The sequence below is a fragment of the Serratia sp. CY47444 genome, from assembly GCF_052168635.1.
Taxonomy (GTDB): Bacteria; Pseudomonadota; Gammaproteobacteria; order Enterobacterales; family Enterobacteriaceae; genus Serratia; species Serratia bockelmannii.
On the sequence record NZ_JBJNMH010000012.1, the window covers coordinates 62,937 to 88,339 of the forward strand.

Consider the following 25,403-nt stretch of genomic DNA (forward strand, 5'->3'; position numbering starts at 1 on the left):
TCTACAGCCGATAAGGCATCAACACGCCATTGTCAGTGCCGAAATCTTTGGGGTTGCGGGAGATGAGCATCCGGAATCCCACCTGCGCTGTGGCCCAGATAATGGCGTCTGGCAGTTTCACATGCTGTGAGTGGCGCAGTTCTACGGCGCGTTCAGCGACTTCATCGGTAATAGGCAGCAGCAGAAATTGCCCTAAAAACTGACGTGTTTTCAGCTCCAGTGCCGGACCCTGTTTTTTAGCACCTACCATCACTTCCATCCAGGTGATGGCGCTGATGGCCGGATTGATGTGATACTCGACCAGAACGTCCCTGGCTTGAGGAATGCCGTTGAGATAATCGATCAGGATATTGGTGTCGAATAACGCCCGTTGAGCCACCATTATTCCCACTCCTCGCGCTGACGATTTTCGTACTCCACGCCATCTCCCATCGCCCCGGACCAGAGCCCGAAAGCGTTGCTGGGATCTTCCACGTGGTTCTCCGTCAGATAGCGGGAGACTGCTTGACGAATGATCTCGGCCCGCGGAACGTGGCGGATATTTTTCAGATTATCGAGCTGCCGCAGGTCTTCTTCAGGTAAATCGATCACGATGCGAGTCATCGTTGGCCCTCCAAAAAAAGATATACGATATATGCATCGTATATCTTTGTCGGTCAATTTTCAATCAGTCGGCGTTAGCCTTTCTGATGTGCGCGCTCGATCTCTTCCGCCAGAATAGCCACGCCGCGCTCGATTTTCTCCGGATCGGGCACGTAGTTCATGCGCATGCACTGGTGGGTGTGCGGCCATTCATGCTCCAACCCCGGGAAGAAGTAGTGGCCCGGCACCATCAGCACGCCGCGCTTTTTCAGGCGCTGATACAGCACTTCGGTGGTGATCGGCAGATCCTTGAACCACAGCCAGAGGAAGATAGCCCCTTCCGGTTTGTGGATCAGGCAGCGCTCCGGCGACAGGTAGCGGCGAATAATCTCGATGGTGTGCTCGACGCGCTGTTTGTAGAACGGGCGAATTACCTCGTTCGACAGGCGCAGCAGATCGCCGCGCGCGATCATTTCCGTCGCCATCGCCGGCCCCATACTGCCTGGCGACAGGCTAATGATGCCGTTCATGTTGGTTAGCGCGGTGATCACCTTCTCGTCGGCGATCACGATGCCGCAGCGCGAGCCCGGCAGGCCGAGCTTGGACAGGCTCATGCACAGGATGGTGTTCGGGTTCCACAGCGGCGTGGCGTCGCTGAAGATGATGCCGGGGAACGGCACGCCGTAGGCGTTGTCGATCACCAGCGGAATATCACGCTGCTGCGCCAGCAGGTCGAGCTTCATCAGCTCTTCGTCGGTGATCACGTTGCCGGTCGGGTTGGTCGGCCGTGAAACGCAGATCATGCCGATGTCATCGCCGATGGTGAGATGTTCGAAATCGACGTGATACTTGAACTGGCCGTCCGGCAGCAGCTCGATGTTCGGTTTGGCGGAGACGAACAGCCCTTCGTCCAGCCCGGCGTCGGCATAGCCGATATATTCCGGCGCCAATGGGAACAGCACGCGGCGGCGCGAACCGTCGGCGTAGCGGCCGGCGAACAGGTTGAACAAGTAGAAAAACGCGCTTTGGCTGCCGTTAGTCAGTGCAATATTCTGTGGCGAAATCTCCCAGCCGAGCTCGTCGCGCAGCAGATTGGCCAGCGCTTTCAGCAGCGCGTCCTTGCCTTGCGGGCCGTCGTAGTTGCACAGCGCCTCGGTCAGTTTGCCCTGGTCGAGCATCTCCTGGCACAGCTGTGTGAAGTAGGCTTCCATCTCTGGGATCTGCGCCGGATTGCCGCCGCCGAGCATGATGGCACCGGGGGTGCGCAGGCCTTCGTTCAGGTCGTCCATCAAACGGGTAATGCCCGCATAACGGGTAAATTTTTCGCCGAAAAGTGAGAAAGTCATAGGTGCAGCAGTACTGTTTCTTAGCAGGTAATCACCCACCATACCGCCAGACAAATCCCGCTGCAATGCGGCCGACAAATCGGCCAATGGGCACAAACTTCGCTCATTGGCCGATTAGCAGCATATTACGCTGGATTATTGTGACCGTTCGCCGGCCCACACCACCATCACCTTATCGTCGCCGAGCCGGCGGCTGAAGGCGTAATAGGCGGCGTGCGCCTGCGGGGTTTGCACGCCGCCGCCGATCGCCGGGTGGCGAGCGCGGAACTGCCCCAACCGTTGCCAGTGGGCCAGCAGCGGGGCTTTTTCCCCCTGTAGCTCACGCCAGTTCATGTCGGAGCGGGTACCCTGCAGCGGATCGGAACCGGTTGGGCCGAGCGGGCGGCCGCTTTCATCGCCGTAGTAAATCTGCACCGCGCCCGGCGCCAGCAACAGCAGGTTCGCCGCCCGCTGTTGCAGCGGCAGCGAGCCTTTGGCGTCGCTGGCGAAGAACAGCCGGGTGTCGTGCGAAGAGAGGTAGCTCAGCACGTTGAAATCCTGCAGCCGCTCGGCCATCTGCCGGTAGGTGGCGTCGATGTCGGCGAAGCAGCCCAATGCCTGCGCCGCCTGGTCCTGGAAGTCGAAGTTGATCATCGCGTCGAAGCCGTTTTGGTAATAGTCGCTTTTCATCACCCCGTGGCCCCAGGCCTCGCCAGTCATCCAAAACGGCGCATCATCCAACGCCTGCTGCGGATGCTCCGCTTTCCACGCCGCCAATGCCGCCGTGGCGCGCTGTTTCAACAGCGCCAGCGTCGGTTTTTCCACGTGCTTGGCGGTATCGACGCGAAAACCGTCGATGCCGTAATCGCGCACCCACTGGCTGAGCCAGACGGTCAGGTAATCGCGAGTGGTGGCGCCGAGCATGTCGCGCGCGGCGGTGTCGGGTTTGTGGCGATAGAACAGCGGCAGGCCGCTGGCGCCGGGCGCTTCGGTTTTGATGTCCGGCAGGAAGGCCAGCGACATCGTCAGGTCGTCATAGCCCGGTGAGTCATAGTCGCCGATGTCGGTGCGGATCCAGTTTTTCCCCCACCATGGGCGCCAGCCCGCCTTGTCGCTGAAGTTGATGTAGTCGTTGAAGCTGTGCCAGTTTTGCCCTGGCCCGGGGCGCCAGTCGTTCCAGTTTTTCCCCAGGGTTTTCTCCACCTCCGCGCCCTGCAGGTACAGCGAGCCGAAGTGGAACGTCTGCATATCCGCCAGTGTGGCGTAGCCGACGTGGTTCACCACCACGTCGAACAGAATGCGAATGCCGCGCCGATGCGCCTGCTCGACCAGCGTGCGCAGCTCTTGTTCGGTGCCCATGTTGGCGTCGAGGCGAGTCCAGTCCAGCGCGTAATAGCCGTGATAGGCGTAATGCGGGAAATCGCCTTTGGTGCCGCCGCCGACCCAGCCATGGATCTGCTCCAGCGGCGAGCTGATCCACAAGGCGTTGACGCCGAGCTGCTGCAGATAGTCCAGCTTCTGCGTCAGGCCGGCCAGATCGCCGCCGTGAAAGGTGCCTATTTCCTGCAGGCCGTCGCTGCGGCGCCCGTAGCTGTGGTCATTGGCCGGATTGCCGTTCTCAAAGCGATCGGTCAGCACGAAGTAGACCGTGGCGTTATGCCAGCTGAACGCCGCCGGTTTCGCCGTGGCGGCGGATTCCAGCAGCAACAGGCCGCCGCTGGCGGGGGCGGGCTGCAGCGTGATTTTTCCCTGGCTCACCTGCGCCGTTTGGCCGGAATAGAAATCGCGCAGCGTTTCGCCTTCGGTGAAGGTGGAGGTGACGTCGACCGTGACCGGCTTACCGTCCCAGCGCTGGCAGCTGCGGACGGCAACGGCGGCGCTTTCCGGCACGCTGCTCAGGCTGAGCTGCAGCGTCGGCGTGCCGCTGCGCGTATCGACGCGCACCTGATAGTCGCCGGCGCGGAACTGCCGCCAACTGACCGGGTGGTGGGCGCCGCACGGGTGCAGCGACAGCGTCTGGTTAAGTTTTACCGCCTCCGCCGGTTGCCAGCAGTGGTTATCCTGATACAGGCGCAGCGGCAGCTGGCCTTTGGGCAGCGTGGCCTGGCTGGTGAACAGCCCGGCGGCCGTTTCGTCGAGGGCCGGGAAACCCGGCAGTGTCCAGCTGGCCAGCGCCGAAGGCGACAGCAGCATCAATAAGGGCAGGGGTAACAGTTTCATGGCTCTCCTTACGCGCGGCAGGAAGCGTTTTTCTCGCAGGGTAGCGCCCAGTGTGGCAAACGACGGAAAAATGGCCTCCTCCCTGCGAGGGTTTTTCGAGGAGGAGAGGAAGGGCGGAGCGTTTTCGGATTGATTCGGCTTGGCTTTGTGCGCGCGCTGCGGCAGATTAAACGGTGAACATCAAAGGAGGTTAGCGATGACGGACAAAAACTGGCGAGAAGAGATCGTTCAGGCAATTCAGGATGCCGAATTGCAGCACTTCGCCGAAGAACATCAGCTGCAGGCGCTGTTCGCGCCGCAGCAGGAAGAGCAACACGGCCGGTTATCCTCAGACCACCGGCCGCGCTGAGTTATTTCCGCAACAGCTGCGGGTTGACGCAGTTTTCTTTCACCGTGCCGGTCAACGCGGCGATCAAATTATCCACCGCGCAGGCGGCCATGCCGTAGCGCGTTTCATGGGTGGCGGAGCCGATGTGCGGCAACGCCACCACGTTCGGCATGCTGAGCAGCGGCGAGTTGGCCGGCAGCGGCTCTTTCTCGAACACATCCAACCCGGCGGCGTGGATCACGCCGTTTTGCAGCGCTTCGATCAGCGCCTGCTCATCCACTACCGGCCCGCGGCCGGCGTTGATCAGAATGCCGCTTTTCTTCATTTTCGCCAGCTGTTCGCGGCCGATCATGTGGAAGGTTTGTTCGGTCAGCGGCAGCGTGATGCAAACGAAATCCGACTCGGCCAGCAGGGTATCCAGATCGCAGCGACGGGCGTTGAAGCGTTGCTCCGCCTCTTCGTGCGTGCGGCGGGCGTTGTAGAGCACCGGCATGCCGAAGCCGAAGTGCGCGCGCTGCGCCAGCGCCAGGCCGATGCGGCCCATGCCGAGGATGCCGATGGTTTTGTGGTGCACGTCGACGCCGAACCAGTCCGGCCCGATGCTGCCGCGCCATTCGCCGGCCTTCACCCGCTCCGCCACTTCCACCACCCGGCGCGCGGTCGCCAGCACCAGGCTCATGATGGTGTCGGCGACGGTTTCGGTCAACACCGTCGGGGTGTGCATCAACAGCACGTTATGGGCGTTGAGCGCCTCGACGTCGAAGTTGTCGTAGCCGACGGAAACGGTCGAGGCCGCGCGCAGTTTGGGCGCCTGCTGCAGGAAGGCTTCGTCAATTTTACCGCCGGAACCGATGATCCCTTCGGCCTGCTGCAACGCCTGGCGCAGTTCGTCGCGGTTATCCGGCTGCAGGCCGTTGAAGGCGTGCACGGTGAAGTGCTGTTCCAGACGTTCAAGCAGATCGGCGGGCAGGCTTTTGTACAATACGATAGAAGGCTTCATCACGAACTCCAGCTGGGCCAAAGGGGGCATGGTGCCCCCCCCGGTTGGGTTAACAGATAAAAAGTATAACTGGATCAAGCCAATTGCGGCTGGATCTCGTTGCGGGCGGGCTTGACGATCAGCGTCAGTACCACCGCCACCACCAGTGCGATGGCCATGAACATGTAGGAAGCCGCCGGGCTGCCGGTGGCGCCATTCAGATAGCCGACGAACCACGAACCGAAGAACGAACCCAGCGCGCCCATGCTGTTGATCAGCGCCATGGCGCCCCCGGCGACGTTTTTCGGCAGCATTTCCGGAATGATGGCGAAGAACGGCCCGTAGGGGGCGTACATCGCGGCGCCGGCGACCACCAGCAGGCCGTAGGAGATCCAGAAGTGGTTGGCGCCGACGGCGTAAGAACCGAAGAACGCCAGCGCGCCGATCAGCAGCAGCGGCCAGACGAACAGCTTGCGGTTTTGCATTTTGTCCGACGCCCAGGAGACCACGATCATGGCGATGGTTGCCGCCAGGTAAGGCACCGCCGACAGCCAGCCGGCTTCCACCATGCCCATCTGCATGCCGCTGCGCAGGATGGAAGGCAGCCACAGCACGAAGCCGTACACGCCGATGCTCCAGGCGAAGTACTGCACGCACAGCAGGATCACGTTGCGTGAGCGGAAAGCTTCGCCGTAGTTGCGCACGGCCTTGATGCCTTTTTGCTCTTCGTCCAGCTGCTGCTGCAGCGCCTGTTTCTCATCGGCGCTCAGCCAGCCGGCCTGCGCCGGTTTGTCTTTCGCCAGCACCCACCAGCAGAACGCCCAGATAACCGCCGGAATGCCCTCGATGATGAACATTTCACGCCAGCCGAAGGCGTGGATCAGGTAACCGGATACCACCGACATCCACAGCACCGTCACCGGGTTGCCGAGGATCAGGAAGGTATTGGCGCGTGACCGCTCCGATTTTGTGAACCAGTTGCTGATGTAGATCAGCATCGCCGGCATCACCGCCGCTTCCACCACACCCAGGATAAAGCGGATGGCGGCCAACATCGGGATATTGCTGACCACGCCGGTCAGCGAGGCGCAGCCGCCCCATAGGATCAGGCACCAGAAGATCAGTTTTTTGACGCTGCGACGTTCGGCGTAGATGGCGCCGGGAATTTGGAAGAAGAAATAACCGAGGAAAAACAGCGCGCCCAGCAGCGAGGCCATGCCTTTGGTGATGCCGAGATCTTCATTGATGCCGGCGGCAGAGGCGAAGCTGAAGTTGGCGCGATCGAGATAGGCCAGGCTGTAGGTGATAAACACGATGGGCATGATGTACCACCAGCGTTTGGCCGCGACAGTCGCTTTGTTCATGTTCAGTATCCTTCAGTGGTGTTGCATCCCCTTCGCCCGGCACGCTGGGCGTGAAAGACGAAGGGGCAGATGCTCTCCCGACGCGTCCCGGTTGTAGGGCCAGAGGCTGACGTCATGCGGAGAAGTCGTTTTTTTTATTGTTATTCGGCCAGCGCCGCACGGGTCGGCAGGCCTTCGCTGTCGCCGATGGCCTGGATCGCCAGCGAGCCGATTTTGTTGCCGCGCTGCACTGCCTGTATTAGCGTTTTGCCTTCCAGCAGGGCGCTGAGGGTGCCGACGGCAAAGCCGTCACCGGCGCCGACGGTATCCACTACGTTGTCGACCTTGACCGCGGCCACTGCCGCTTTATCGCCGGCGGCGGTTTTAAACCAGGCGCCGTCCGGGCCGGTTTTGATGATCACCGCCTGCACGCCGCGCTCCAGATAGAAATCGGCGATGCCTTCCGGTGTCGACTGGCCGGTGAGGATCTGTCCCTCTTTCAACCCCGGCAGAACCCAGTCGGCGGCGAACGCCAGCTGGTTCAGCTGCTCGATCATCACCTCGCGGCTGGGCCACAGCACCGGGCGCAGATTGGGATCGAACGAAATGGTTTTACCCATGGCACGCATCTCGCGCGCCGCATGGTGGCACAGCGCCAGCGACTCGCTGGACAGCGCCGCCGCCACGCCGCTCAGGTGCAGGTGGCGCGCGGAACCGAAATACTCGCGGTTGAAATCGGCAATCGACAGGTGGCTGGCCGCCGAGCCCTTGCGGAAATACTCCACACTGGGATCGGTACCATCGGTGGTTTTGGATTTCACCTGAAAACCGGTGGGGTAGTGGCCGTCGACCGTCACCTGCCGGTAATTGATGCCTTCTTTTTTCAACTGCTGCAGGGTGAAGCGCCCGAACGAATCGTTGCCGACGCGGCTGACCCAGCCGACGTTCATACCCAGACGCGCCAGGCCGATCGCCACGTTCAGTTCGGCGCCGGCGATGCGTTTGGTGAAGGTTTCCACCTCCGCCAGATCGCCGGTTTGTGCCGCCACGAACATCGCCATGGCTTCACCCAGCGTGACCACATCCAGGGGCGCCTGCTGCGCCGTTGTTGCCGTTAACGTTGTCATCATGGGGTTACTCCGCACGCAAGATATTGACGTAATGGCGGGTGACGGCTTCCAGGTCATCGCCCTGCAACGGGAATTCGATACCGCGCGGCACATCGTGCGGCAGGCGGGCCAGCAGGTCGCGCCAGCTGCCGTCGGTCTCGTCCAGCGCGACGGCGCGCCAGCCGCGCGGGCCTTGGGTGGCGGCTTTGACGTGCACGTAACCGACGTGGCGGGCCAGGCGTTCGGCGGCGGCGAAGGCGTCTTGCCCCACCCACAGCCAGTTGGCCATATCGAAGGTCATGCTGACCGGCAGGTGGCTATCTTCCGCGGCGTGGAAAAAGGCGTTCAGCATCGACAAAATGCCGCAGTCCGGCGTTTGGTCGTTCTCGACCACCAGCTTGACCGGGTGTTGCTCCAGCGCCACTTTCAACTCGGTAAAATCGAAGCCGGGGCGGAAATGGCCGAGGGAGAGCTTCAGCTGGCGCGCGTTCAGCGCCTGCGCTTCCGCCAGCAGCGCCGACAGGTTGGGGTTCAGCGTATGTTGCGGTGTGAACAGCGCCTCAGGGGCGGAATAGACGGCGAACAGCTGCTGGCGATCGATCTCTTGCGCCAGCGCCGGCAGGCTGTCCAGTTCACCGGCGGTGAACAGTTCGCGGCGGATCTCCACTCCGTCGGCGCCCGCGCCGGCGATGATGGGCAACAGCGCGCGCTGGCCGCCGTGTTGTTTGACGGTATCGGTGCCGTAGGCGCCGGTGACCACGATGATTTCTGTTTTCATTTTGACTCCTGAGGCGGCATTGTCGCCGCCGCTGCTGTTACCGGTACGTTAAATGGAACCGGTTCCAGCGAAAAGCGACAGAGTGTAAAAATATGATCGCAATCACGAAGCTGAGCAAAAAACAGCCGACTCAGATAGAGGCGGGGCGGTCAACGGCCCCGGAGAAGGTGGATTAGCGGGTGGTGGAGCCGCGGACGATCAGCTCGCCGGAGAACATCTGCTCGCCGCTGGGGGTGGCCAGGCCCTGAATGCGCTGCACCAGCCGCTCCAGCGCCGCGTGTCCCATTTGGTAGGTAGGTTGTTTCAGCGTGGTGATGCCGACGCCCGCCAGCTCCGCCCACTCCAGCTCGTCAAAGCCCAGCAGGCCGATGTCGTTGCCCCACTGGATGCCGAGCCGACGCATGGCGCGCGCTACCTGCAGCGTCAGGGCGCCGTTGGCGGAGATCACCGCTTTGCGCATGCCGCGATGGCGGCCGCTGAAATCGCTCAGCACCTGCTCCAGCTTCTGCCGATCGTTGAGCGGCGTTTCGGCCTGCTCCGCCAACAGCGCGGGGTGCTGCGCCATGGTATGTCTGAAAGCGTGCAGGCGTTCGAGACGGGTATTAACCGTACCGAGCGGCTCGCTGAGGAACAGGATCGCTTCGAAACCTTGTTGCAGCAGGTGTTCGGTGGCGACGGTGGCGGCTTCGCGGTTGTTCAGGCCCACCACGTCGCAGGCGAAGTCGGGGATTTTTCGATCGATCAGCACCATGGGCAGCATCGACTGTTGCAGCGTGGATAATGCTTCCTCGCGCATGCCGACCGCGTTGACCACGATGCCTTCTACCCGGTAACTGCTGAGCAGCTGCAGGTAGTGCTGTTCCTGATTGACTTCGTTGTTGGTGTTACACACCAGCAGGGTAAAACCGTGTTGACGGCAGGCGGCCTCGATGCCGCGCATCACGTCCACCGAATAGGGGTTGGTGATATCGGCGAGGATCAGGCCGATCAGGCGGGTCTGGCCGCCCTTCAGGCTGCGCGCCATCTGGCTTGGCCGGTAGTCGAGCTGCTGGATAGCCTGTTCGATGCGCTGTTTGAGATCGTCGGAAAGCAGGTGCTGTTCACCATTCAGATAGCGCGACACGCTGGTCTTGCCGGTTTTGGCGATGCTGGCCACATCGCTGATGGTGGCGCGTCCTGAGGTGCGCGTTGCCTTGCCTGTGCTCACAGCCGATCCCTCCTGCGGTTAATTGCCAAGGAGACTACCATACCCGATGTGCGAGCGGGAATATTGAAGGATAAGGAGAAAGTCGGGAGGAAGCGGCGGGGCACCGGTGGCGCCCCGCACGGGATTACTGCAGCGGGCTGAGGGTGATCTCGACGCGGCGGTTTTGCGCCTTGCCTTCCGCGGTGCTGTTGGAGGCGATCGGGTTGTCCGGGCCGGCACCGGTGGTGCGGATACGGTTCGCCGCCACGCCCTGGGTGATCAGCGCGCTGGCTACGCCGTCGGCGCGCTGCTGCGACAGGTTCATGTTGAGCGAGCGGGAGCCGGTGCTGTCGGTGTAGCCGACCACGTTGACCGCGGTTTTCGGATACTCTTTCAGCACCATGGCGACGCCGGTCAGGGTGTTGGCGCCCGCCGGTTTGAGCGTGGCGCTGCTGCTGTCGAAGGTCACATTATTCGGCATGTTCAGCACGATGTTGTCGCCCTGGCGGGTGACGCTGACGCCGGTACCTTTCATCTTGTCGCGCAGTTTGGCTTCCTGCACGTCCATGTAATAGCCTGCGCCGCCGCCGAGGGCTGCACCGGCCGCTGCGCCGATCAGCGCGCCCTTGCCGCGATCTTTCTTGGAAGAGGACAGCACGCCGACGCCGGCGCCCAGTGCGGCACCGAGGCCCGCGCCGATGCCGGATTTACCGACTTCGGATTCGCCGGTGTAAGGGTTGGTGGTACAGGCCGACAGCGTGAGCGCGACGCTCACTGCGCCGGCAATAATTGCAATGCGTTTTTTCATGTTCTTGTCCTTAATGGCATCAATTCTGTACGCGCCGGCCCAACACGGGGGCGCAAAAAGTAGGCGACGCAGGTGGGGCCCGCATCACCGCGCTACTATGACGCGTTGGCTCGCCGGCAGTTCCGGAGAAAAACGTGACAAATGATGAGCGCGGGTAAGTGCTGGGGGAGTTATGCGATAAAACGCCGGGCGGCGCCATGCAGCGGATTCCTAATTGCGCGCCGCCAGGGCGCGAATGCGCCTTTTTTAACCGTAACCGGTTGAATTCTCGATTGCCGGCCAGTTCATGATCAGCGTATAGGCTTGGGTTTCGTCGTTAAATAGACGTTGCGTCACCTGAAAACCGTGCTTGTGGTAGAACGCGCAGGCTCGCAGGTTCTGCTGATACACCTCCAGGCTGAGCCGGCGGTAGCGCTGCTGCACGTGCGTCATCAGCGCCTGGGCGACGCCGCGGCCGTGATACGCCCGATCGACGAACAGCGCGCCGATGAACTGCTCGTCCAGCACGCTGATAAAGCCGACGATCTCGTCGTTATGCCAGCAGGCCCAGCTTTGCGCGCGCGGCAGGTAGTTTTCCCGCACCAGTGCGGCGCTCTCATGCCAGTATTTTTCCGCCACGAACGGATGGGCGGCGATGGTGCTGGGCAGCCACAGCGCCATCAGCCGTTCGATATCCTCTGGGCCACAGGGGCGGATCACCGTGGCTTTGGGTAGCACATGCACCCCGTGAGATGATCGTTCACCAGCCCGCTGGCCTGCATGAAGGCGTAACAGATCGTGGAGCCGATAAACTTGAAGCCGCGCTTTTTCAACGCTTTGGACATGGCGTCGGACTGCTCGGTTTTAGCCGGCACCTGGCTCAGCGCCTGCCAGCGGTTGAGCTGCGGCCGGCCGCCGACGAAGTCCCAGATGAAGGTAACGAAATTCTCGCCGGACGCCTCCATCGCCAGATAGGCTTTGGCGTTGGTGATGATGGCTTCTATCTTGCCGCGGTGGCGGATAATGCCGCTGTCCTGCAGCAGGTTTTCCACGTCCTGCTCGGTCATGGCGGCGACCCGCTGCGGATCGAAACCATGGAAAGCACGCCGGTAATTCTCGCGCTTTTTCAGGACGGTGATCCAGGAAAGGCCGGCCTGCTGCCCCTCCAGGCACAGCATTTCAAACAGCTCGCGCGCGTCGGTGGTGGGCGCGCCCCATTCCTTGTCGTGATACTCGAGATACAACGGATCGGCCGTCACCCAACCGCAACGTTCGTCTGCCATCCTGACTGTCCTTATGCTGTGTTTATGAACAGTAATCATCGCTCGAAGCGCCGAACTTGGCAAGCCTCTGATTGTTTTGTCATCAGCCCGCTTGACGTGGTGAAAAAGCCGACAATAGTTACTACATGGCCGGTGGAAAACCGGCCAACGATAAAAACGACATTGCCTTCATTTGCAGGCTCTCAGGAGTCGATTCATGCCTCTAAAAATAACGTGCATGCCCCGCCCGGCGGCGCTTGCAGTGGCGTTGCTTTGCAGTATGACCCTTCCGGCTCAGGCGTACGATCAACTGTACGTCTTTGGCGATAGCCTGAGCGATACCGGCAACAACGGCCGGTTCACCTATGACGGCAGTCAGCACCTGCTGTACGACGAAGCGTTGGCGCAACGCATCGGCGCGGCGCTGGTGGCCTCGGACAACGGCGGTGAAAACTACGCCGCCGGCGGCGCCGTGGCGGTGCCGGGCCTGAACCCGGTCGACAACACCCAAGATCAGGTGCAGCGCTACCTGAATCGGGTTAACGGCCAGGCCGATGGCGACGGTTTGTATATTCACTGGATCGGCGGTAACGATTTGGCGGCGGCGGCGCTGAATGCCGCTACCGCGCCCGGCGTGGCCTATAACAGTGCCGCGGCCGCCGCCGCGCAGGTGCATTCGCTGCTGAACGCCGGTGCCGGCACGGTGATCGTGCCGACGGTGCCGAACATCGGCTCCACGCCGCAGCTGATGGAACTGATCATTCAGCAGGCGCTGCCGCCGGTACAGGGGGCGGCGATCCAGGCGGCCTATGCCACGCTTAATTCGGTGGCTACCCCGGACAACGCTTCGCGCACGCAGGCGATCCACGCGGCGTTGGCCGCCGCGGCGAAGCAGGGCAGCGCCATTCCTCAGGTGCAGCAGGCGATCGCCGCGCAGCTTATCGCGGCGTATGACAGCCTGAGCGCGCAGGCCGCTCAGCTGACCGATTTCTATAATCAAAGTGAAGACCGTCTGCTGGCGCAGGGGGGCGGCAATATCGTGCGGGTGGACGTCAACAAGCTGTTCGCCGAAGCGATCGCCAATCCGGCGCAGTTCGGCTTCGCCAACACGGCCGGCATGGCTTGCCCGGCGGGCGTTTCCTCGGCGGTTTGCCGTTCCGACATGCCCGGCTTCGACGCTGGCCAGTCCTATCTGTTCTCCGACCATTTCCACCCCAGCCCGCAGGCGCACCTGCTGATTACGGATTATATTCAGGCGGTGTTGGATGGCCCGGCGCAGGTGGTGGCGCTGAATCAGGCGACGGCGGCGATGGCGCGTGACAGCCGCGCTACGCTCGACAGCCGTTTCCAGCAGCTGCGCAACGGCGACAACCCGCAGGGCTCGCTGGGCGTGTTCGGCGGCTACGCCGGCCAGCACTACGACTATGCCGATAATCGGGCGGCGGGGGACGGCAACGCCACCACCCACAACCTGACCGTCGGCGTGGACTATCAACTGACCGACAGCTGGTTGATCGGTGCGTTGATCGCCGGTTCCAACGACGATCAGCATCCTTCCAGCCGTTTTGATTACAAGGCGCGTGGGCTGCTGCTGTCGGCCTTCAGTTCGCTGGCGCTGTTCGAGCACGGTTGGGTCAACGCCGATCTGCACTATGCGAGGATGGATTATGACGACATCCGCCGCAGCATGCGGCTGGGGCCGCTGACGCGTACCGAAACCGGGTCGACCACCGGCAAGCAGTGGGGCGCGCGCGTGACCGCCGGTTATGACTTCCCGATCGCCTCTTACCTGACCACCGGGCCGGTGGCGCAGTTCGCCTGGGATTACAGCCGCGTTTCCGGCTACGGTGAAGACGGCGATGACAGCACCGCCATGCGCTTCAACGATCAAACCTATCACTCGCAGATCGGCGCGCTGGGCTGGCGGCTGGATACGCAATTCGGCGTGTTTAACCCTTATGCGGAAGTGAGTTATCAGCATCAGTTCGGCGACGACGTCTACCGCGCCGGCGGCGGCCTGAAATCGACGCAAACCTCGTTTACCCGCGACAGTGCGGGCCAGGACAAAAACTGGGTGGATGTCACGCTGGGGGCCAACATGCCGTTGACGGACAGGGTATCGGCCTTCGCCACCGTTTCGCAAACCGGCGGGCTGAGCAGCGGCGAGCAGTTTATGTATAACGTCGGCGTCAGCGCGCGTTTTTGAATTGGCCATCGGCGCGCTCAAGGGCGCAGGATAGTCATAAGGTCTGATAAGGGATTTATGAGGAAGGCGGCCTGGGGTGAATTATGCGGGCCGCAATGACGTTGGCGGAAATACAAAAAAAAACTGATCCTATGAAAGGATCAGGTAGCCACTTGGCCAACACCAGGGAAAATTTTATTTATTATTGTATAACCAAAGATTAACTGTCAATTTGTTTCTGTGGCCCGTTAGCGCCGTCTTTCATCCCTGGCCGTTCCTCCCATGCCCCGACCGTCGGCACGCCGCGTGATATCGCCTTATTGTTCACGATAATAAGAAATAATCTGGCACTTGATCACATTATCTCTCGATGAGGGGAGTTTTTTAGTTGATAAAATTAACAAAAATAACATTGTCGCAACTTTATCTCGTGGCAAATATAAAGATACACGCACGGAAATCAGCCTGAATTTGACCGGCGAGGGGAGAAATAGCGTTCAGCTAATTGACTATTTAAACGGCGGTGAGTGATATTTTTGTTTAGATACTCTAATGTTTTTGCCGGGTGTGTCTTTCTGAACGGCGAGGCGACCGGCCGGCGCGTTGTCCTTCCCTCGGTGCCCGCCGCGTGAAAATCCAGCGCTTCTCACCCCGATTCGCACTTGTTGCCGGATTCTGGCTGTATATCTTACGGTCAAAGGGTATACTGGCGCATTCCATCTAAATCCACTTGTATCGCGTGCGAATTCAACATGCAAAAGTTTGATACCAAGACCTTCCAGGGCCTGATCCTGACACTGCAGGATTATTGGGCGCGCCAGGGCTGCACCATCGTTCAACCATTGGACATGGAAGTCGGCGCGGGAACCTCACACCCGATGACGTGCCTGCGCGCACTGGGGCCGGAGCCGATGGCGACCGCCTATGTGCAGCCATCCCGTCGCCCGACCGACGGCCGCTACGGCGAAAACCCGAACCGTCTGCAGCACTACTACCAGTTCCAGGTGGTGATTAAGCCATCGCCGGACAACATTCAGGAACTCTACCTGGGCTCGCTGAAAGAGCTGGGTCTGGATCCGACCATCCACGACATTCGCTTCGTGGAAGACAACTGGGAAAACCCGACGCTCGGCGCCTGGGGCCTGGGTTGGGAAGTGTGGCTGAACGGCATGGAAGTGACGCAGTTCACCTACTTCCAGCAGGTCGGCGGCCTGGAGTGCAAGCCGGTGACCGGCGAGATCACCTATGGTCTGGAGCGTCTGGCGATGTACATCCAGGGCGTGGACAGCGTATACGATCTGGTGTGGAGCAACGGCCCGCTGGGTGTCACCACCTACGGCGACGTGTTCCACCAGAACGAAGTGGAGCAATCCACCTACAACTTCGAATACGCCGACGTCGACTTCCTGTTCTCCTGCTTCGAGCAGTACGAGAAAGAAGCCCAATCGCTGCTGGCGCTGGAAAAACCGCTGCCGCTGCCGGCCTACGAACGCATCCTGAAGGCGGGCCATACCTTTAACCTGCTGGACGCGCGCAAGGCGATTTCGGTGACCGAGCGTCAACGCTACATTCTGCGCATCCGCACGCTGACCAAAGCCGTTGCCGAAGCCTACTACGCTTCCCGCGAAGCGCTGGGCTTCCCGATGTGCAACAAGAAGAACGAGAACTAAGAGGCAGCCATGACTCAACAGACTTTCCTGGTGGAAATCGGCACGGAAGAGCTGCCGCCGAAGGCGCTTCGTTCCCTGGCGGAATCTTTCGCCGCCAACTTCACCGCCGAGCTGGACAACGCCGGCCTGGAACACGGTGACGTGAGCTGGTTCGCCGCACCGCGCCGCCTGGCGCTGAAAGTGGCCAACCTGAGCGCGGCACAGGCCGATCGCGAAATTGAAAAACGCGGCCCGGCGATCGCCCAGGCGTTCGACGCCGAAGGTAAACCGAGCAAAGCGGCCGAAGGCTGGGCGCGCGGCTGCGGCATCACCGTCGATCAGGCTGAACGCCTGGTGACCGACAAGGGCGAGTGGTTGATGTACCGCGCCCACGTCAAAGGTCAGTCGGCGCAACAACTGCTGGCCGGCATGGTCAGCACTGCGCTCGGCAAGCTGCCGATCCCGAAACTGATGCGCTGGGGCGATTCCGACGTGCAGTTCGTGCGTCCGGTGCACACCGTCACGATGCTGCTGGGCGCCGATCTGATCCCAGGCACCGTGCTGGGCATCGAATCCGCGCGCACCGTGCGCGGCCACCGCTTCATGGGCGAAGCCGAGTTCACCCTCGACAATGCCGACCAATACCCGCAGATCCTGCTGGAGCGCGGCAAAGTGGTCGCCGACTACGAAGCGCGTAAAGCCCTCATCAAGCGCGATGCCGAACTGGCGGCGCAGAAGATTGGCGGCAAGGCCGATCTGAGTGAAAGCCTGCTGGAAGAAGTGGCTTCGCTGGTGGAATGGCCGGTGGTGCTGACCGCCAAATTCGAAGAGAAATTCCTGGCGGTGCCGGCGGAAGCGCTGGTGTACACCATGAAGGGCGACCAGAAGTATTTCCCGGTGTACGACGCCGCGGGCAAACTGCTGCCGAACTTTATCTTCGTAGCCAACATCGAGTCGAAAGACCCGCAGCAGATCATCTCCGGTAACGAGAAGGTGGTGCGTCCGCGTCTGGCCGACGCCGAGTTCTTCTTCAACACCGACCGCAAGAAGCGTCTGGAAGACAACCTGCCGCGCCTGGAAACCGTGCTGTTCCAACAGCAGCTGGGCACCCTGCGCGACAAGACCGACCGCATTCAGGCGCTGGCGGGCTGGGTTGCCGGCCAGATCGGCGCTGACGTCAACCACGCCACCCGCGCGGGCCTGCTGTCGAAGTGCGACCTGATGACCAACATGGTGTTCGAATTCACCGACACCCAGGGCGTGATGGGCATGCACTACGCGCGCCACGACGGTGAGGCGGAAGACGTCGCCGTTGCGCTGAACGAGCAGTATCAGCCGCGCTACGCTGGCGATGCGCTGCCGCAGTCGCTGGTGGCCTGTTCCCTGGCGATCGCCGACAAGATGGACACCCTGGCCGGCATCTTCGGCATCGGTCAGCATCCGAAGGGCGATAAAGACCCGTTTGCGCTGCGCCGTGCCGCGCTGGGCGTGTTGCGTATCATCGTCGAGAAAAACCTGCCGCTGGATCTGCAGACACTGACCGAAGAGGCCGTGCGCCTGTACGGCAGCAAGCTGACCAATGCCAAGGTAGTCGACGAGGTGGTGGAATTCATGCTGGGCCGCTTCCGCGCCTGGTATCAGGAAGAAGGCCACGCGGTCGATACCATTCAGGCGGTGTTGGCGCGCCGTCCGACCAAGCCGGCCGACTTCGACGCGCGCGTCAAGGCGGTATCCCACTTCCGCACGCTGGACGAGGCGGCGGCGCTGGCTGCGGCCAACAAACGCGTCTCCAACATTCTGGCGAAGTCTACCGAAACGCTGAACGACAGCGTGCGCGCCTCGGTGCTGAAGGACGCGGCGGAGATCCAGCTGGCGACTCACCTGGTGGTGCTGCGCGACAAGCTGCAGCCGTACTTCGCGGCGGGCAACTACCAGGAAGCGCTGGTGGAACTGGCCGCGCTGCGTGAGCCGGTGGATGCGTTCTTCGACAACGTGATGGTAATGGCGGACGATGCGGAAGTGCGCGTAAACCGCCTGACGCTGCTGAGCAAATTGCGCGAACTGTTCCTGCAGGTGGCGGATATCTCCGTGCTGCAGTAAGCGATTCTCTGCTGTGAAAAGGCGCCTGCGGGCGCCTTTTTTATTTCCGTTTCCTGGGTGCGAAGGCAAGGTCGCCTGGCGACTTGGGGGGGCTACTTGGGGAAATTGAAGCGTCCGGTCGCCGACGGCAATGAACCTCAGTGCGTTTTGCGCACGATTTTCAACCGCATCCGGCCGGGGCAATGCTCATCGCAAACGGAATCGCGTATCGGAACGCCGCCAGTTGATCTATTCTTATAGGCGCACGGAGTGCGCAAAAAGGGGCGGAGTCCAATGAAAAAGCAGGTTTATAACAGGAGTTATGTCACATGGCGGTAGGGATCCAGAGCAGAGGTTTCGCGCGTTGGTTGGCACCGGTATTGGCATTGTTGGTGGTCATGCAATTGACCGCCTGCGGCGATAAAGAGCCGGAACAGCGCAAAGCATTTATCGATTACTTACAGAATACCGTGATGCGCAGCGGGGCGAATATCCCCACGTTGAGCGAAGATCAGAAGCAGAAGTTCGGCAACTATGCCGGCGATTACGCGATTTTGGTCGGTTTTTCGCAGCAGTTGTCCAAATCGGTCGGCGCCAGCCTGACCCCGGCGCTGGATCAGATTAACCAGATCCGCACCGCGCAGGACTACCTGAACAAACGCGACGCGCTGCAGCAATCGGTCGGGGCGTTGAACCTGCTGGGCCAGCAGATCCAGTCTGCCAAATCGCAGGCGGATACTGCCCACGCGGCGCTGAAACAGCCTGACGATCTGAAGGCGGTGTACAACCAGGCCTATGACAAAATCGTCACCGCACCGGCCAACGCCTTGATGCCGGCGATCCCGACCACCGCCAGCTTTGTGCAGGATCTGGTGCAGGTCGGCGATTTCCTGCAGAGCCAGGGCAATCAGGTCAGCTTCAACAACAACGGCGTGCAGTTCCGCACCGCGCAGCAGGTGGCGCAGTACAACACCATGATGTCGAATCTGGTGGCCAAACAGCAGAACCTGATGAATGCGCAGAAGACCATTCAAAGCGTGACGCAATAATAACGCGTCCAGGCGCGAAACAGGCCGGCATTGCCGGCCTGTTTTATTTCCCCTCAGCGTTTCCAATAGCTTGCTGGTTTATTGCGCAGGCTTCTGTACTACACTTCAATTAATCCATTCATTAGGCAATGTAGTTTTCTTTCATTCATCACTTCGCTAGTTCCCGGCGGGATGAGTGCTCACAGGGAAGATCAAACAGAGCGTTGCGATCGGCGCTGCAGCTAAAAATAAATTGTGACTAATGTCACAATTCAAAAACAAAACGCCAATTTAAAAATGTGATCATAGTCACTTTATTGGGGGTTTTGTGGCGACTTTTTTCTCACTGTGCTTTTTTTACACGTCATAAATGTGATCTTTATCACTATAAATGAGGGTTTGCTGGGGTGTTGTGTGTGACTTGTATCACAAAAAATTCGTGAAGTTCGCGTGACAAAAACAGCGTGATAGAGTCCGTTTCGCATACAGCGGCAACACGGCTGGATCGTCACAACAATAATCACGCGCTCTATTGTCAGCGCGTAACAATAGGGGTGTGTTTTATGTTTTCACCAGACATCAAGGTTAAAGTGCAAAACTTTGGCCGCTTCCTGAGCAACATGGTGATGCCCAACATCGGCGCCTTTATCGCCTGGGGGATTATCACCGCGCTATTCATTCCAACCGGCTGGCTGCCGAATGAAACCTTAGCCAAGCTGGTCGGCCCGATGATCACCTACCTGCTGCCGCTGCTGATCGGTTATACCGGCGGGCGGCTGGTGGGCGGCGATCGCGGCGGCGTCGTGGGTGCCATCACCACCATGGGCGTCATCGTCGGTGCCGACATGCCGATGTTCCTCGGCTCGATGATCGCCGGCCCGCTGGGTGGCTGGGCTATCAAGCATTTCGACCGCTGGGTGGACGGTAAGATCAAAAGCGGCTTTGAAATGCTGGTGAACAACTTCTCCGCCGGCATCATCGGCATGCTGCTGGCGATCCTGGCCTTCCTGGGCATCGGGCCGCTGGTGGAGGTGCTCTCCAAGCTGCTGGCGGCGGGCGTGCACGTGATGGTGAAGAACAACCTGCTGCCACTGGCGTCCATCTTCGTTGAACCGGCGAAAATCCTGTTCCTGAACAACGCCATCAACCACGGCATCTTCTCGCCGCTGGGTATCCAGCAGGCCACGGAAGCCGGCAAGTCGGTGTTCTTCCTGATTGAAGCCAACCCAGGCCCGGGCATGGGCGTGCTGATGGCCTACATGTTCTTCGGCCGCGGCAGCGCCAAGCAATCCGCCGGCGGTGCGGCGATCATTCACTTCCTGGGCGGCATCCACGAAATCTACTTCCCTTACGTGCTGATGAATCCACGTCTGCTTCTGGCGGTGATCCTGGGCGGCATGACCGGCGTATTCACCCTGACGATGCTGAACGGCGGCCTGGTTTCTCCAGCTTCCCCGGGTTCGATCCTGGCGGTGCTGGCGATGACGCCGAAAGGCGCCTACTTCGCCAACATTGCGGCGGTGTGCGCAGCCTTTGCCGTCTCCTTCGTGGTGTCCGCTTTCCTGCTGAAAACCTCCAAAGTGAAAGAGGATGACGATCTGGAAGCCGCGACCCGCCGCATGCAAGAGATGAAATCGCAGTCCAAAGGCGGCGCAGCGGCGCCAGCGTCGGTCGACGGCGATCTGAGCACCGTGCGCAAAATCATCGTCGCCTGCGATGCGGGCATGGGTTCCAGCGCCATGGGCGCCGGGGTGTTGCGCAAGAAAGTGGCGGACGCCGGGCTGAAGAACATCTCGGTGACTAACAGCGCCATCAACAGCCTGCCGGACGATGTGGATCTGGTCATCACGCACCGCGATCTGACGGAGCGCGCGATGCGCCACGCGCCGCAGGCCCAGCACATCTCGCTGACCAACTTCCTCGACAGCAAGCTGTACAGCGATCTGGTCGACCGTTTGGTAGCGGTCAACAAAACCACCGACAACCAGCAGAAGGTGCTGGGCGCGCTGGACGACAGCTTCGAAGCCGGGGAACCGAACCTGTTCAAGCTGAGCGAAAGCAATGTGTTCCTCAACCTGCAGGCTAGCGACAAAGAGCAGGCGATCCGTTTCGCCGGCGAGCAGCTGGTGAAAGGCGGCTACGTCGAGGCGGAGTACGTGCCGGCGATGCTGGAGCGCGAAAAGCTCACCTCCACCTACCTGGGCGAGTCGATCGCCGTGCCGCACGGCACCATCGAGGCCAAAGACCGGGTGCTGCGCACCGGCGTGGTGTTCTGCCAGTACCCGCAGGGCGTGCGCTTCGGCGATGAAGAGGATGAAGTGGCTCGCCTGGTGATCGGCATCGCCGCGCGCAACAACGAGCATATTCAGGTGATCACCAGCCTGACCAACGCGCTGGATGACGAGAGCGTGATTGAGCGGCTGGCGAATACCACCAGCGTCCAGGAAGTGCTGGACCTGCTCGGCGGCAAAAAAGCTGGATAACAGAATCATTTTAAAGGGTGCAGCTTGCTGCACCCTTCGACATTAAGAAGGTAGAGTTATGAAAGCATTACATTTTGGCGCAGGGAATATCGGCCGCGGTTTTATCGGCAAGCTGCTGGCGGACGCCGGGGTTGAACTGACCTTCGCCGACGTCAATCAAACGGTGCTGGATCTGCTGAACAGCCGTAAAAGCTACGCGGTGCACGTGGTGGGCGAGCAAGAACGCGTGGAGAGCGTCAACAACGTCAGCGCCGTCAACAGCGGCAGTGAGGCGGCGGTGGCGCTGATCGCCGAAGCGGATCTGGTGACCACCGCCGTTGGCCCGCAAATTCTCGCCAAAATCGCCGGCACGATCGCCAAAGGGCTGTTGCTGCGTCATCAGCAGGGCAATGTGCAACCGCTGAACATCATCGCCTGCGAGAACATGGTGCGCGGCACCAGCCAGCTGAAACAGCATGTGTTCGCCGCGCTGCCGCAGGATGAGCAGGCATGGGCTGAGCAGCATGTCGGCTTCGTCGATTCGGCGGTCGATCGCATTGTGCCGCCGGCGGACAGCAACGACCCGTTGGAAGTGACGGTGGAAACCTTCAGCGAATGGATCGTCGATCAGACCCAGTTCAAAGGCCAGCCTCCGGCGATCGCCGGCATGGAGTTGACCGATAACCTGATGGCGTTCGTCGAGCGCAAGCTGTTCACCCTCAACACCGGTCACGCCATCACCGCCTACCTCGGCCAACTGGCCGGGCTGCAAACCATTCGTGACGCCATTCTCGACCCGGCGATCCGCCGCGTGGTGAAAGGGGCGATGGAAGAGAGCGGCGCGGTGCTGATCAAGCGTTACGGCTTCGACGCCGACAAGCACGCCGCCTACATCAACAAAATCCTCGGCCGCTTTGAAAATCCGTATCTGCACGACGACGTCGAGCGCGTAGGGCGCCAACCGCTGCGCAAACTGAGCGTCGGCGATCGCCTGATCAAACCGCTGCTGGGCACGCTGGAATACGGCCTGCCGCATGCCAACCTGATCCAGGGCATCGCCGCCGCCATGAGCTACCGCAGCGAACAGGATCCGCAGGCGCAGGAACTGGCGGAACTGCTGAACACGCTCGGGCCGAAAGCCGCGCTGGCGCAAATTTCCGGCCTGCCGGCGGAAAGCGAGGTTGTAGAAGAGGCCGTTGCTGTGTATAACGCCATGCACAAGTAGAATCGTGATGATGAACACCCGAGCGCAGCTTGCTGCGCTCCTGCAACCCGAGTTCGGCATCGACGGCCCTCCCCACGCCTTTCGAAAAGCGACGATGGAAGAAGCACAGGCATTTGAAAACCAGGTTCTGGAAAAGCTGAACGCGGGCAAAACGGTGCGCAGCTTCCTGATCGCAGCGGTAGAGCTGCTGGCGGAAGCGCTCAACGTGCTGGTGGTGCAGGTATTCCGCAAGGATGACTACGCGGTGAAATATGCCGTCGAACCGCTATTGTCCGGCAGCGGCCCGCTGGGGGAGCTGTCGGTGCGCCTGAAGCTGATGTACGGCCTGGGGGTGATTTCCCGCCACGAATATGAAGACGCCGAACTGCTGATGGCGATGCGCGAAGAGCTGAACCACGACGGGTCGGAATACCGCTTCGTCGATGACGAAATTCTCGGGCCGTTCGGCGAGCTGCACTGCGTGGCCGCGCTGCCGCCGGTGCCGACCTTCCTGCAGCCGGGCGAGGCGGATGAAGCGCTGATTGCCATGCAGCGCCAGCGCTATCAGCAGATGGTGCGCTCCACTATGGTGCTGTCCATTACCGATCTGATCGCCGGCATCGGCGCCAAACAACCTTCCCGACTCTCTCCTCTCGGCCGCGGCTAAGCAAAGGCCGCGCGCCACTCGTCGAACAACAGCCACAGCGCGGTGGCGGCCATCAGTCCGGACATCACGCCGTTGAAGGCGCGCAGTTTCCAGGTCACTCGCAGCGCGTTGCGCAACCGGTCGCCCAGCACCGCCCACAGCAGCACGCACGGCAGGTTCAGCAGCGCGAAACCGGCGATGACCGACAGCGTATGGACGAAGGTGGCGCCTTCGCGCGGGGTGAACAGGATCGCCACGTTGATCACCATCAGCCAGGCTTTGGGGTTGACCGCCTGAAACAGTGCACCGTTGAGCAGGCTCATCGGCTGCGCCTGCTCTTTGGCGTCCGGCGAGGCCGCCTGAAACAGCTTCCATGACAGCCACAGCAGATAGGCGCAGCCGATCACCGCCAGCGGGAGGCGGATGACGCCGGCCCAGCTCAACGCCAGCGCCAGCAGCGGGATAATGATCGCCAGCTGTACCGCACAACCGACACAGATGCCAAACAGCATCGGCAGGGTGCGGCGCAGGCCGAAGTTGACGCCCGACGAGGCCAGCAGCAGGTTGTTGGGGCCGGGGGTGATCGACATGACGGTGACGTAGCTGACAAAGGCGGAGTCCAGCATGGCAGGTTCCTTGAAAATGACGGTGATAACGAGAGGATCAGCATAATCGCTGCAATGGGATGGTGACAGAACCACAAATCGGATATTGTCATGGTTACAGTTGTGCAAAATGTAAACTGTACCCATTACCTGGAGAGAAACTGTGACCTTGCTCGATGAAACCCCGGATACCCGCTACCTGCAGCTGGCGGATACGTTGGCCGAGGCCATTCGACGCGGCACGCTGCTGCCCGGTGACCGCTTGCCTTCGGTGCGGCGCTGTGCGCAAACGCACCGCGTCAGCATCAATACCGTGGTGTCGGCTTACCGCACGCTGGAGGATCGCGGGCTGATCGAAGCGCGACCGCAGTCGGGGTTTTATGTCCGCAGCACGCTGCCGGCGCTGAAGATGGCCTCGGCGCCCAGCGGCCGCATCGAGCCGCCGGCGGACGACGTGCTGGCGCTGATCGATACGGTATTCGCCGCCCAGCAGAATCCGGCCTTCACTAACATTGCGCTGGCCTGCCCGCAGACCAGCGACTTCTATCCCGGCGGCAAGCTGGGGCGTATGTTGTCTTCTCAGCTGCGCCGCCAGCCGGATCTGATCGGGCAGTATCCGTTGCCGCCCGGCAGCCTACGGCTGCGCCAGCAGATCGCCCGCCGCTCGATGACGCTGGGCATGTTGCTGGAGCCGGGCGACGTAGTGCTGACCCATGGCTGCATGGAGGCGCTGCAGCTGGCGCTGCGCGTCACCACCAAACCGGGTGACTGCGTCGGGCTGGAGTCGCCAACCTACTTTTATCTGCTGCCGCTGCTGGCCAGCCTGGGGCTGAAAGCGCTGGAAATCCCCACCGATCCGCAGCTGGGGCTGTCGCTGGACGCGCTCGAGTTGCTATTGAACGAGAAGCGGCTGAACGCGGTGATCGCCATGCCGACGGTGCAAAACCCGTTGGGCTGTACCATGCCGCTGGCGGCGAAAAAGCGGCTGGCGCGGCTGATGAACGATCATCAGGTGCCGTTGATTGAAGACGGGCTGTATGCCGAGATCCAGTTCGGCGGCGCGCTGTCGCCGGCGGTGAAGGCGTTCGATCGCGACGGCTGGGTGCTGTTTTGCTCCAGCTTCACCAAAACGCTGGCGCCGGATTTTCGCGTCGGCTGGATCTGCGGCGGCCGTTTTCACGAGGCGTTGCGCAAGCTGAAGGCGGTGTCGTCGATGTCCGAGTCGCAGCTGCTGTCGGAAACGCTGGCGACCTTCCTGGAGAGCGGAGGCTACGATCACCATTTGCGCAACCTGCGCAAGCGCTATGCGGCGCAGGTCGACGAGGCGAGGGCGTTGATCGCCCGGCATTTCCCACGCGGCACGCTGGCCACGCAGCCGGCGGGCGGCTTCGTGTTCTGGGTCGAATTCCCTCCCGGCGTGGACAGCGTGGCGCTGTTCCACCAGCTGTTGGAGGAGCAGATCTGTTTGACGCCGGGCACCCTGTATTCCCCCAGCGGGCGCTACCGCAATGCGCTGCGGCTCTCCTGCTGCTACCCGTTCAACGCGCGCTACACCCAGGCGTTGGCCCGGCTCGGCGCCAAGGCCTGCGAGATGAGCGGCCTGCCGCCCGGTATTGCGCAGGACGGGTAACGGCGCGCGCCTTTTG

General features: G+C 61.2%; 22 protein-coding genes. 9 read left to right on the forward strand and 13 right to left on the reverse strand.

Annotation, left to right across the window (positions count from 1 at the left end):
• Position 1 precedes the first annotated feature (1 nt).
• The 4 genes from ACJ8IL_RS16125 to ACJ8IL_RS16140 all read right to left on the reverse strand — a co-directional run bounded on the left by ACJ8IL_RS16125 (position 2) and on the right by ACJ8IL_RS16140 (position 4,127).
• Positions 2-382 carry a type II toxin-antitoxin system VapC family toxin gene (locus tag ACJ8IL_RS16125; protein ID WP_025304766.1) on the reverse strand — a complete coding sequence of 127 codons (381 nt, stop codon included), beginning with the start codon at positions 380-382 and terminating at the stop codon, positions 2-4.
• Positions 382-603, reverse strand: a complete 222-nt coding sequence (locus ACJ8IL_RS16130) for a ribbon-helix-helix domain-containing protein (RefSeq protein ID WP_025304767.1) — start codon at positions 601-603, stop codon at positions 382-384. Before ACJ8IL_RS16130 ends, ACJ8IL_RS16125 begins: the two co-directional genes overlap by 1 nt.
• A 74-nt stretch (positions 604-677) precedes the next feature.
• On the reverse strand, positions 678-1,928 hold the full coding sequence (locus ACJ8IL_RS16135; protein ID WP_089181469.1) for a valine--pyruvate transaminase: 1,251 nt from the start codon (positions 1,926-1,928) through the stop codon (positions 678-680).
• A gap of 135 nt (positions 1,929-2,063) precedes the next feature.
• Positions 2,064-4,127, reverse strand: a complete 2,064-nt coding sequence (locus tag ACJ8IL_RS16140; protein ID WP_442516661.1) for an alpha-amylase — start codon at positions 4,125-4,127, stop codon at positions 2,064-2,066.
• Between the two features lie 196 nt (positions 4,128-4,323).
• Here ACJ8IL_RS16140 and ACJ8IL_RS16145 point away from each other — a divergent pair, with 196 nt between their 5' ends.
• Positions 4,324-4,476: a hypothetical protein gene (locus tag ACJ8IL_RS16145; protein ID WP_162837931.1), complete on the forward strand. Its 153-nt coding sequence runs from the start codon at positions 4,324-4,326 to the stop codon at positions 4,474-4,476.
• 1 nt (position 4,477) lies between these two features.
• On the opposite strand, the gene ghrB is transcribed toward ACJ8IL_RS16145, so the two are convergent.
• The 8 genes from ghrB to ACJ8IL_RS16185 all read right to left on the reverse strand — a co-directional run bounded on the left by ghrB (position 4,478) and on the right by ACJ8IL_RS16185 (position 11,920).
• The gene (ghrB, locus tag ACJ8IL_RS16150) at positions 4,478-5,455 is read right to left on the reverse strand and encodes a glyoxylate/hydroxypyruvate reductase GhrB (protein ID WP_442516662.1); all 978 of its coding nucleotides are present in this window, start codon (positions 5,453-5,455) and stop codon (positions 4,478-4,480) included.
• Positions 5,456-5,529: 74 nt separating this feature from the next.
• Positions 5,530-6,798, reverse strand: coding sequence for an MFS transporter (locus ACJ8IL_RS16155; protein WP_033639091.1), 1,269 nt, complete (start codon positions 6,796-6,798; stop codon positions 5,530-5,532).
• A 140-nt stretch (positions 6,799-6,938) separates the two neighbouring features.
• Positions 6,939-7,904, reverse strand: coding sequence for a sugar kinase (locus ACJ8IL_RS16160; RefSeq protein WP_025304772.1), 966 nt, complete (start codon positions 7,902-7,904; stop codon positions 6,939-6,941).
• 7 nt (positions 7,905-7,911) lie between these two features.
• A complete protein-coding gene (locus ACJ8IL_RS16165; protein WP_060434905.1) occupies positions 7,912-8,664 on the reverse strand; it encodes a sugar phosphate isomerase/epimerase family protein in 753 nt (250 codons plus the stop codon).
• Positions 8,665-8,836: 172 nt separating this feature from the next.
• The gene (locus tag ACJ8IL_RS16170) at positions 8,837-9,871 is read right to left on the reverse strand and encodes a LacI family DNA-binding transcriptional regulator (protein WP_025304774.1); all 1,035 of its coding nucleotides are present in this window, start codon (positions 9,869-9,871) and stop codon (positions 8,837-8,839) included.
• A 124-nt stretch (positions 9,872-9,995) separates the two neighbouring features.
• Complete coding sequence (locus tag ACJ8IL_RS16175; RefSeq protein ID WP_016929583.1) at positions 9,996-10,658, reverse strand: OmpA family lipoprotein; 663 nt, start codon at positions 10,656-10,658, stop codon at positions 9,996-9,998.
• A gap of 246 nt (positions 10,659-10,904) precedes the next feature.
• Positions 10,905-11,357, reverse strand: coding sequence for an N-acetyltransferase (locus ACJ8IL_RS16180; protein WP_043140746.1), 453 nt, complete (start codon positions 11,355-11,357; stop codon positions 10,905-10,907).
• Positions 11,354-11,920 (reverse strand): DNA-3-methyladenine glycosylase I, encoded by a 567-nt coding sequence (locus tag ACJ8IL_RS16185; RefSeq protein WP_025304776.1) that lies wholly within the window; start codon positions 11,918-11,920, stop codon positions 11,354-11,356. Before ACJ8IL_RS16185 ends, ACJ8IL_RS16180 begins: the two co-directional genes overlap by 4 nt.
• Before the next feature lie 196 nt (positions 11,921-12,116).
• On the opposite strand from ACJ8IL_RS16185, the gene ACJ8IL_RS16190 reads away from it, so the two are divergent.
• The 7 genes from ACJ8IL_RS16190 (at position 12,117) to ACJ8IL_RS16220 (ending at position 23,173) form a co-directional block, all read left to right on the forward strand.
• The gene (locus tag ACJ8IL_RS16190) at positions 12,117-14,105 is read left to right on the forward strand and encodes an autotransporter outer membrane beta-barrel domain-containing protein (RefSeq protein WP_197781342.1); all 1,989 of its coding nucleotides are present in this window, start codon (positions 12,117-12,119) and stop codon (positions 14,103-14,105) included.
• 731 nt (positions 14,106-14,836) lie between these two features.
• The gene (glyQ, locus tag ACJ8IL_RS16195) at positions 14,837-15,754 is read left to right on the forward strand and encodes a glycine--tRNA ligase subunit alpha (RefSeq protein WP_043140757.1); all 918 of its coding nucleotides are present in this window, start codon (positions 14,837-14,839) and stop codon (positions 15,752-15,754) included.
• 9 nt (positions 15,755-15,763) lie between these two features.
• Positions 15,764-17,833: a glycine--tRNA ligase subunit beta gene (gene glyS / locus ACJ8IL_RS16200; RefSeq protein ID WP_049207117.1), complete on the forward strand. Its 2,070-nt coding sequence runs from the start codon at positions 15,764-15,766 to the stop codon at positions 17,831-17,833.
• Between the two features lie 308 nt (positions 17,834-18,141).
• Positions 18,142-18,861: a DUF3053 domain-containing protein gene (locus ACJ8IL_RS16205; RefSeq protein WP_025304780.1), complete on the forward strand. Its 720-nt coding sequence runs from the start codon at positions 18,142-18,144 to the stop codon at positions 18,859-18,861.
• Positions 18,862-19,403: 542 nt separating this feature from the next.
• Positions 19,404-21,323, forward strand: a complete 1,920-nt coding sequence (locus ACJ8IL_RS16210) for a PTS mannitol transporter subunit IICBA (RefSeq protein ID WP_025304781.1) — start codon at positions 19,404-19,406, stop codon at positions 21,321-21,323.
• A 58-nt stretch (positions 21,324-21,381) separates the two neighbouring features.
• Positions 21,382-22,527 carry a mannitol-1-phosphate 5-dehydrogenase gene (locus tag ACJ8IL_RS16215; RefSeq protein WP_442516663.1) on the forward strand — a complete coding sequence of 382 codons (1,146 nt, stop codon included), beginning with the start codon at positions 21,382-21,384 and terminating at the stop codon, positions 22,525-22,527.
• A 94-nt stretch (positions 22,528-22,621) separates the two neighbouring features.
• Positions 22,622-23,173 carry an MltR family transcriptional regulator gene (locus ACJ8IL_RS16220; RefSeq protein ID WP_016929575.1) on the forward strand — a complete coding sequence of 184 codons (552 nt, stop codon included), beginning with the start codon at positions 22,622-22,624 and terminating at the stop codon, positions 23,171-23,173.
• Here the strand turns inward: ACJ8IL_RS16220 and ACJ8IL_RS16225 are convergent.
• The gene (locus ACJ8IL_RS16225; protein ID WP_025304783.1) at positions 23,170-23,778 is read right to left on the reverse strand and encodes a LysE family translocator; all 609 of its coding nucleotides are present in this window, start codon (positions 23,776-23,778) and stop codon (positions 23,170-23,172) included. The genes ACJ8IL_RS16220 and ACJ8IL_RS16225 overlap by 4 nt on opposite strands.
• 142 nt (positions 23,779-23,920) lie before the next feature.
• Here ACJ8IL_RS16225 and ACJ8IL_RS16230 point away from each other — a divergent pair, with 142 nt between their 5' ends.
• Complete coding sequence (locus ACJ8IL_RS16230) at positions 23,921-25,387, forward strand: aminotransferase-like domain-containing protein (RefSeq protein ID WP_025304784.1); 1,467 nt, start codon at positions 23,921-23,923, stop codon at positions 25,385-25,387.
• Positions 25,388-25,403 lie beyond the last annotated feature (16 nt).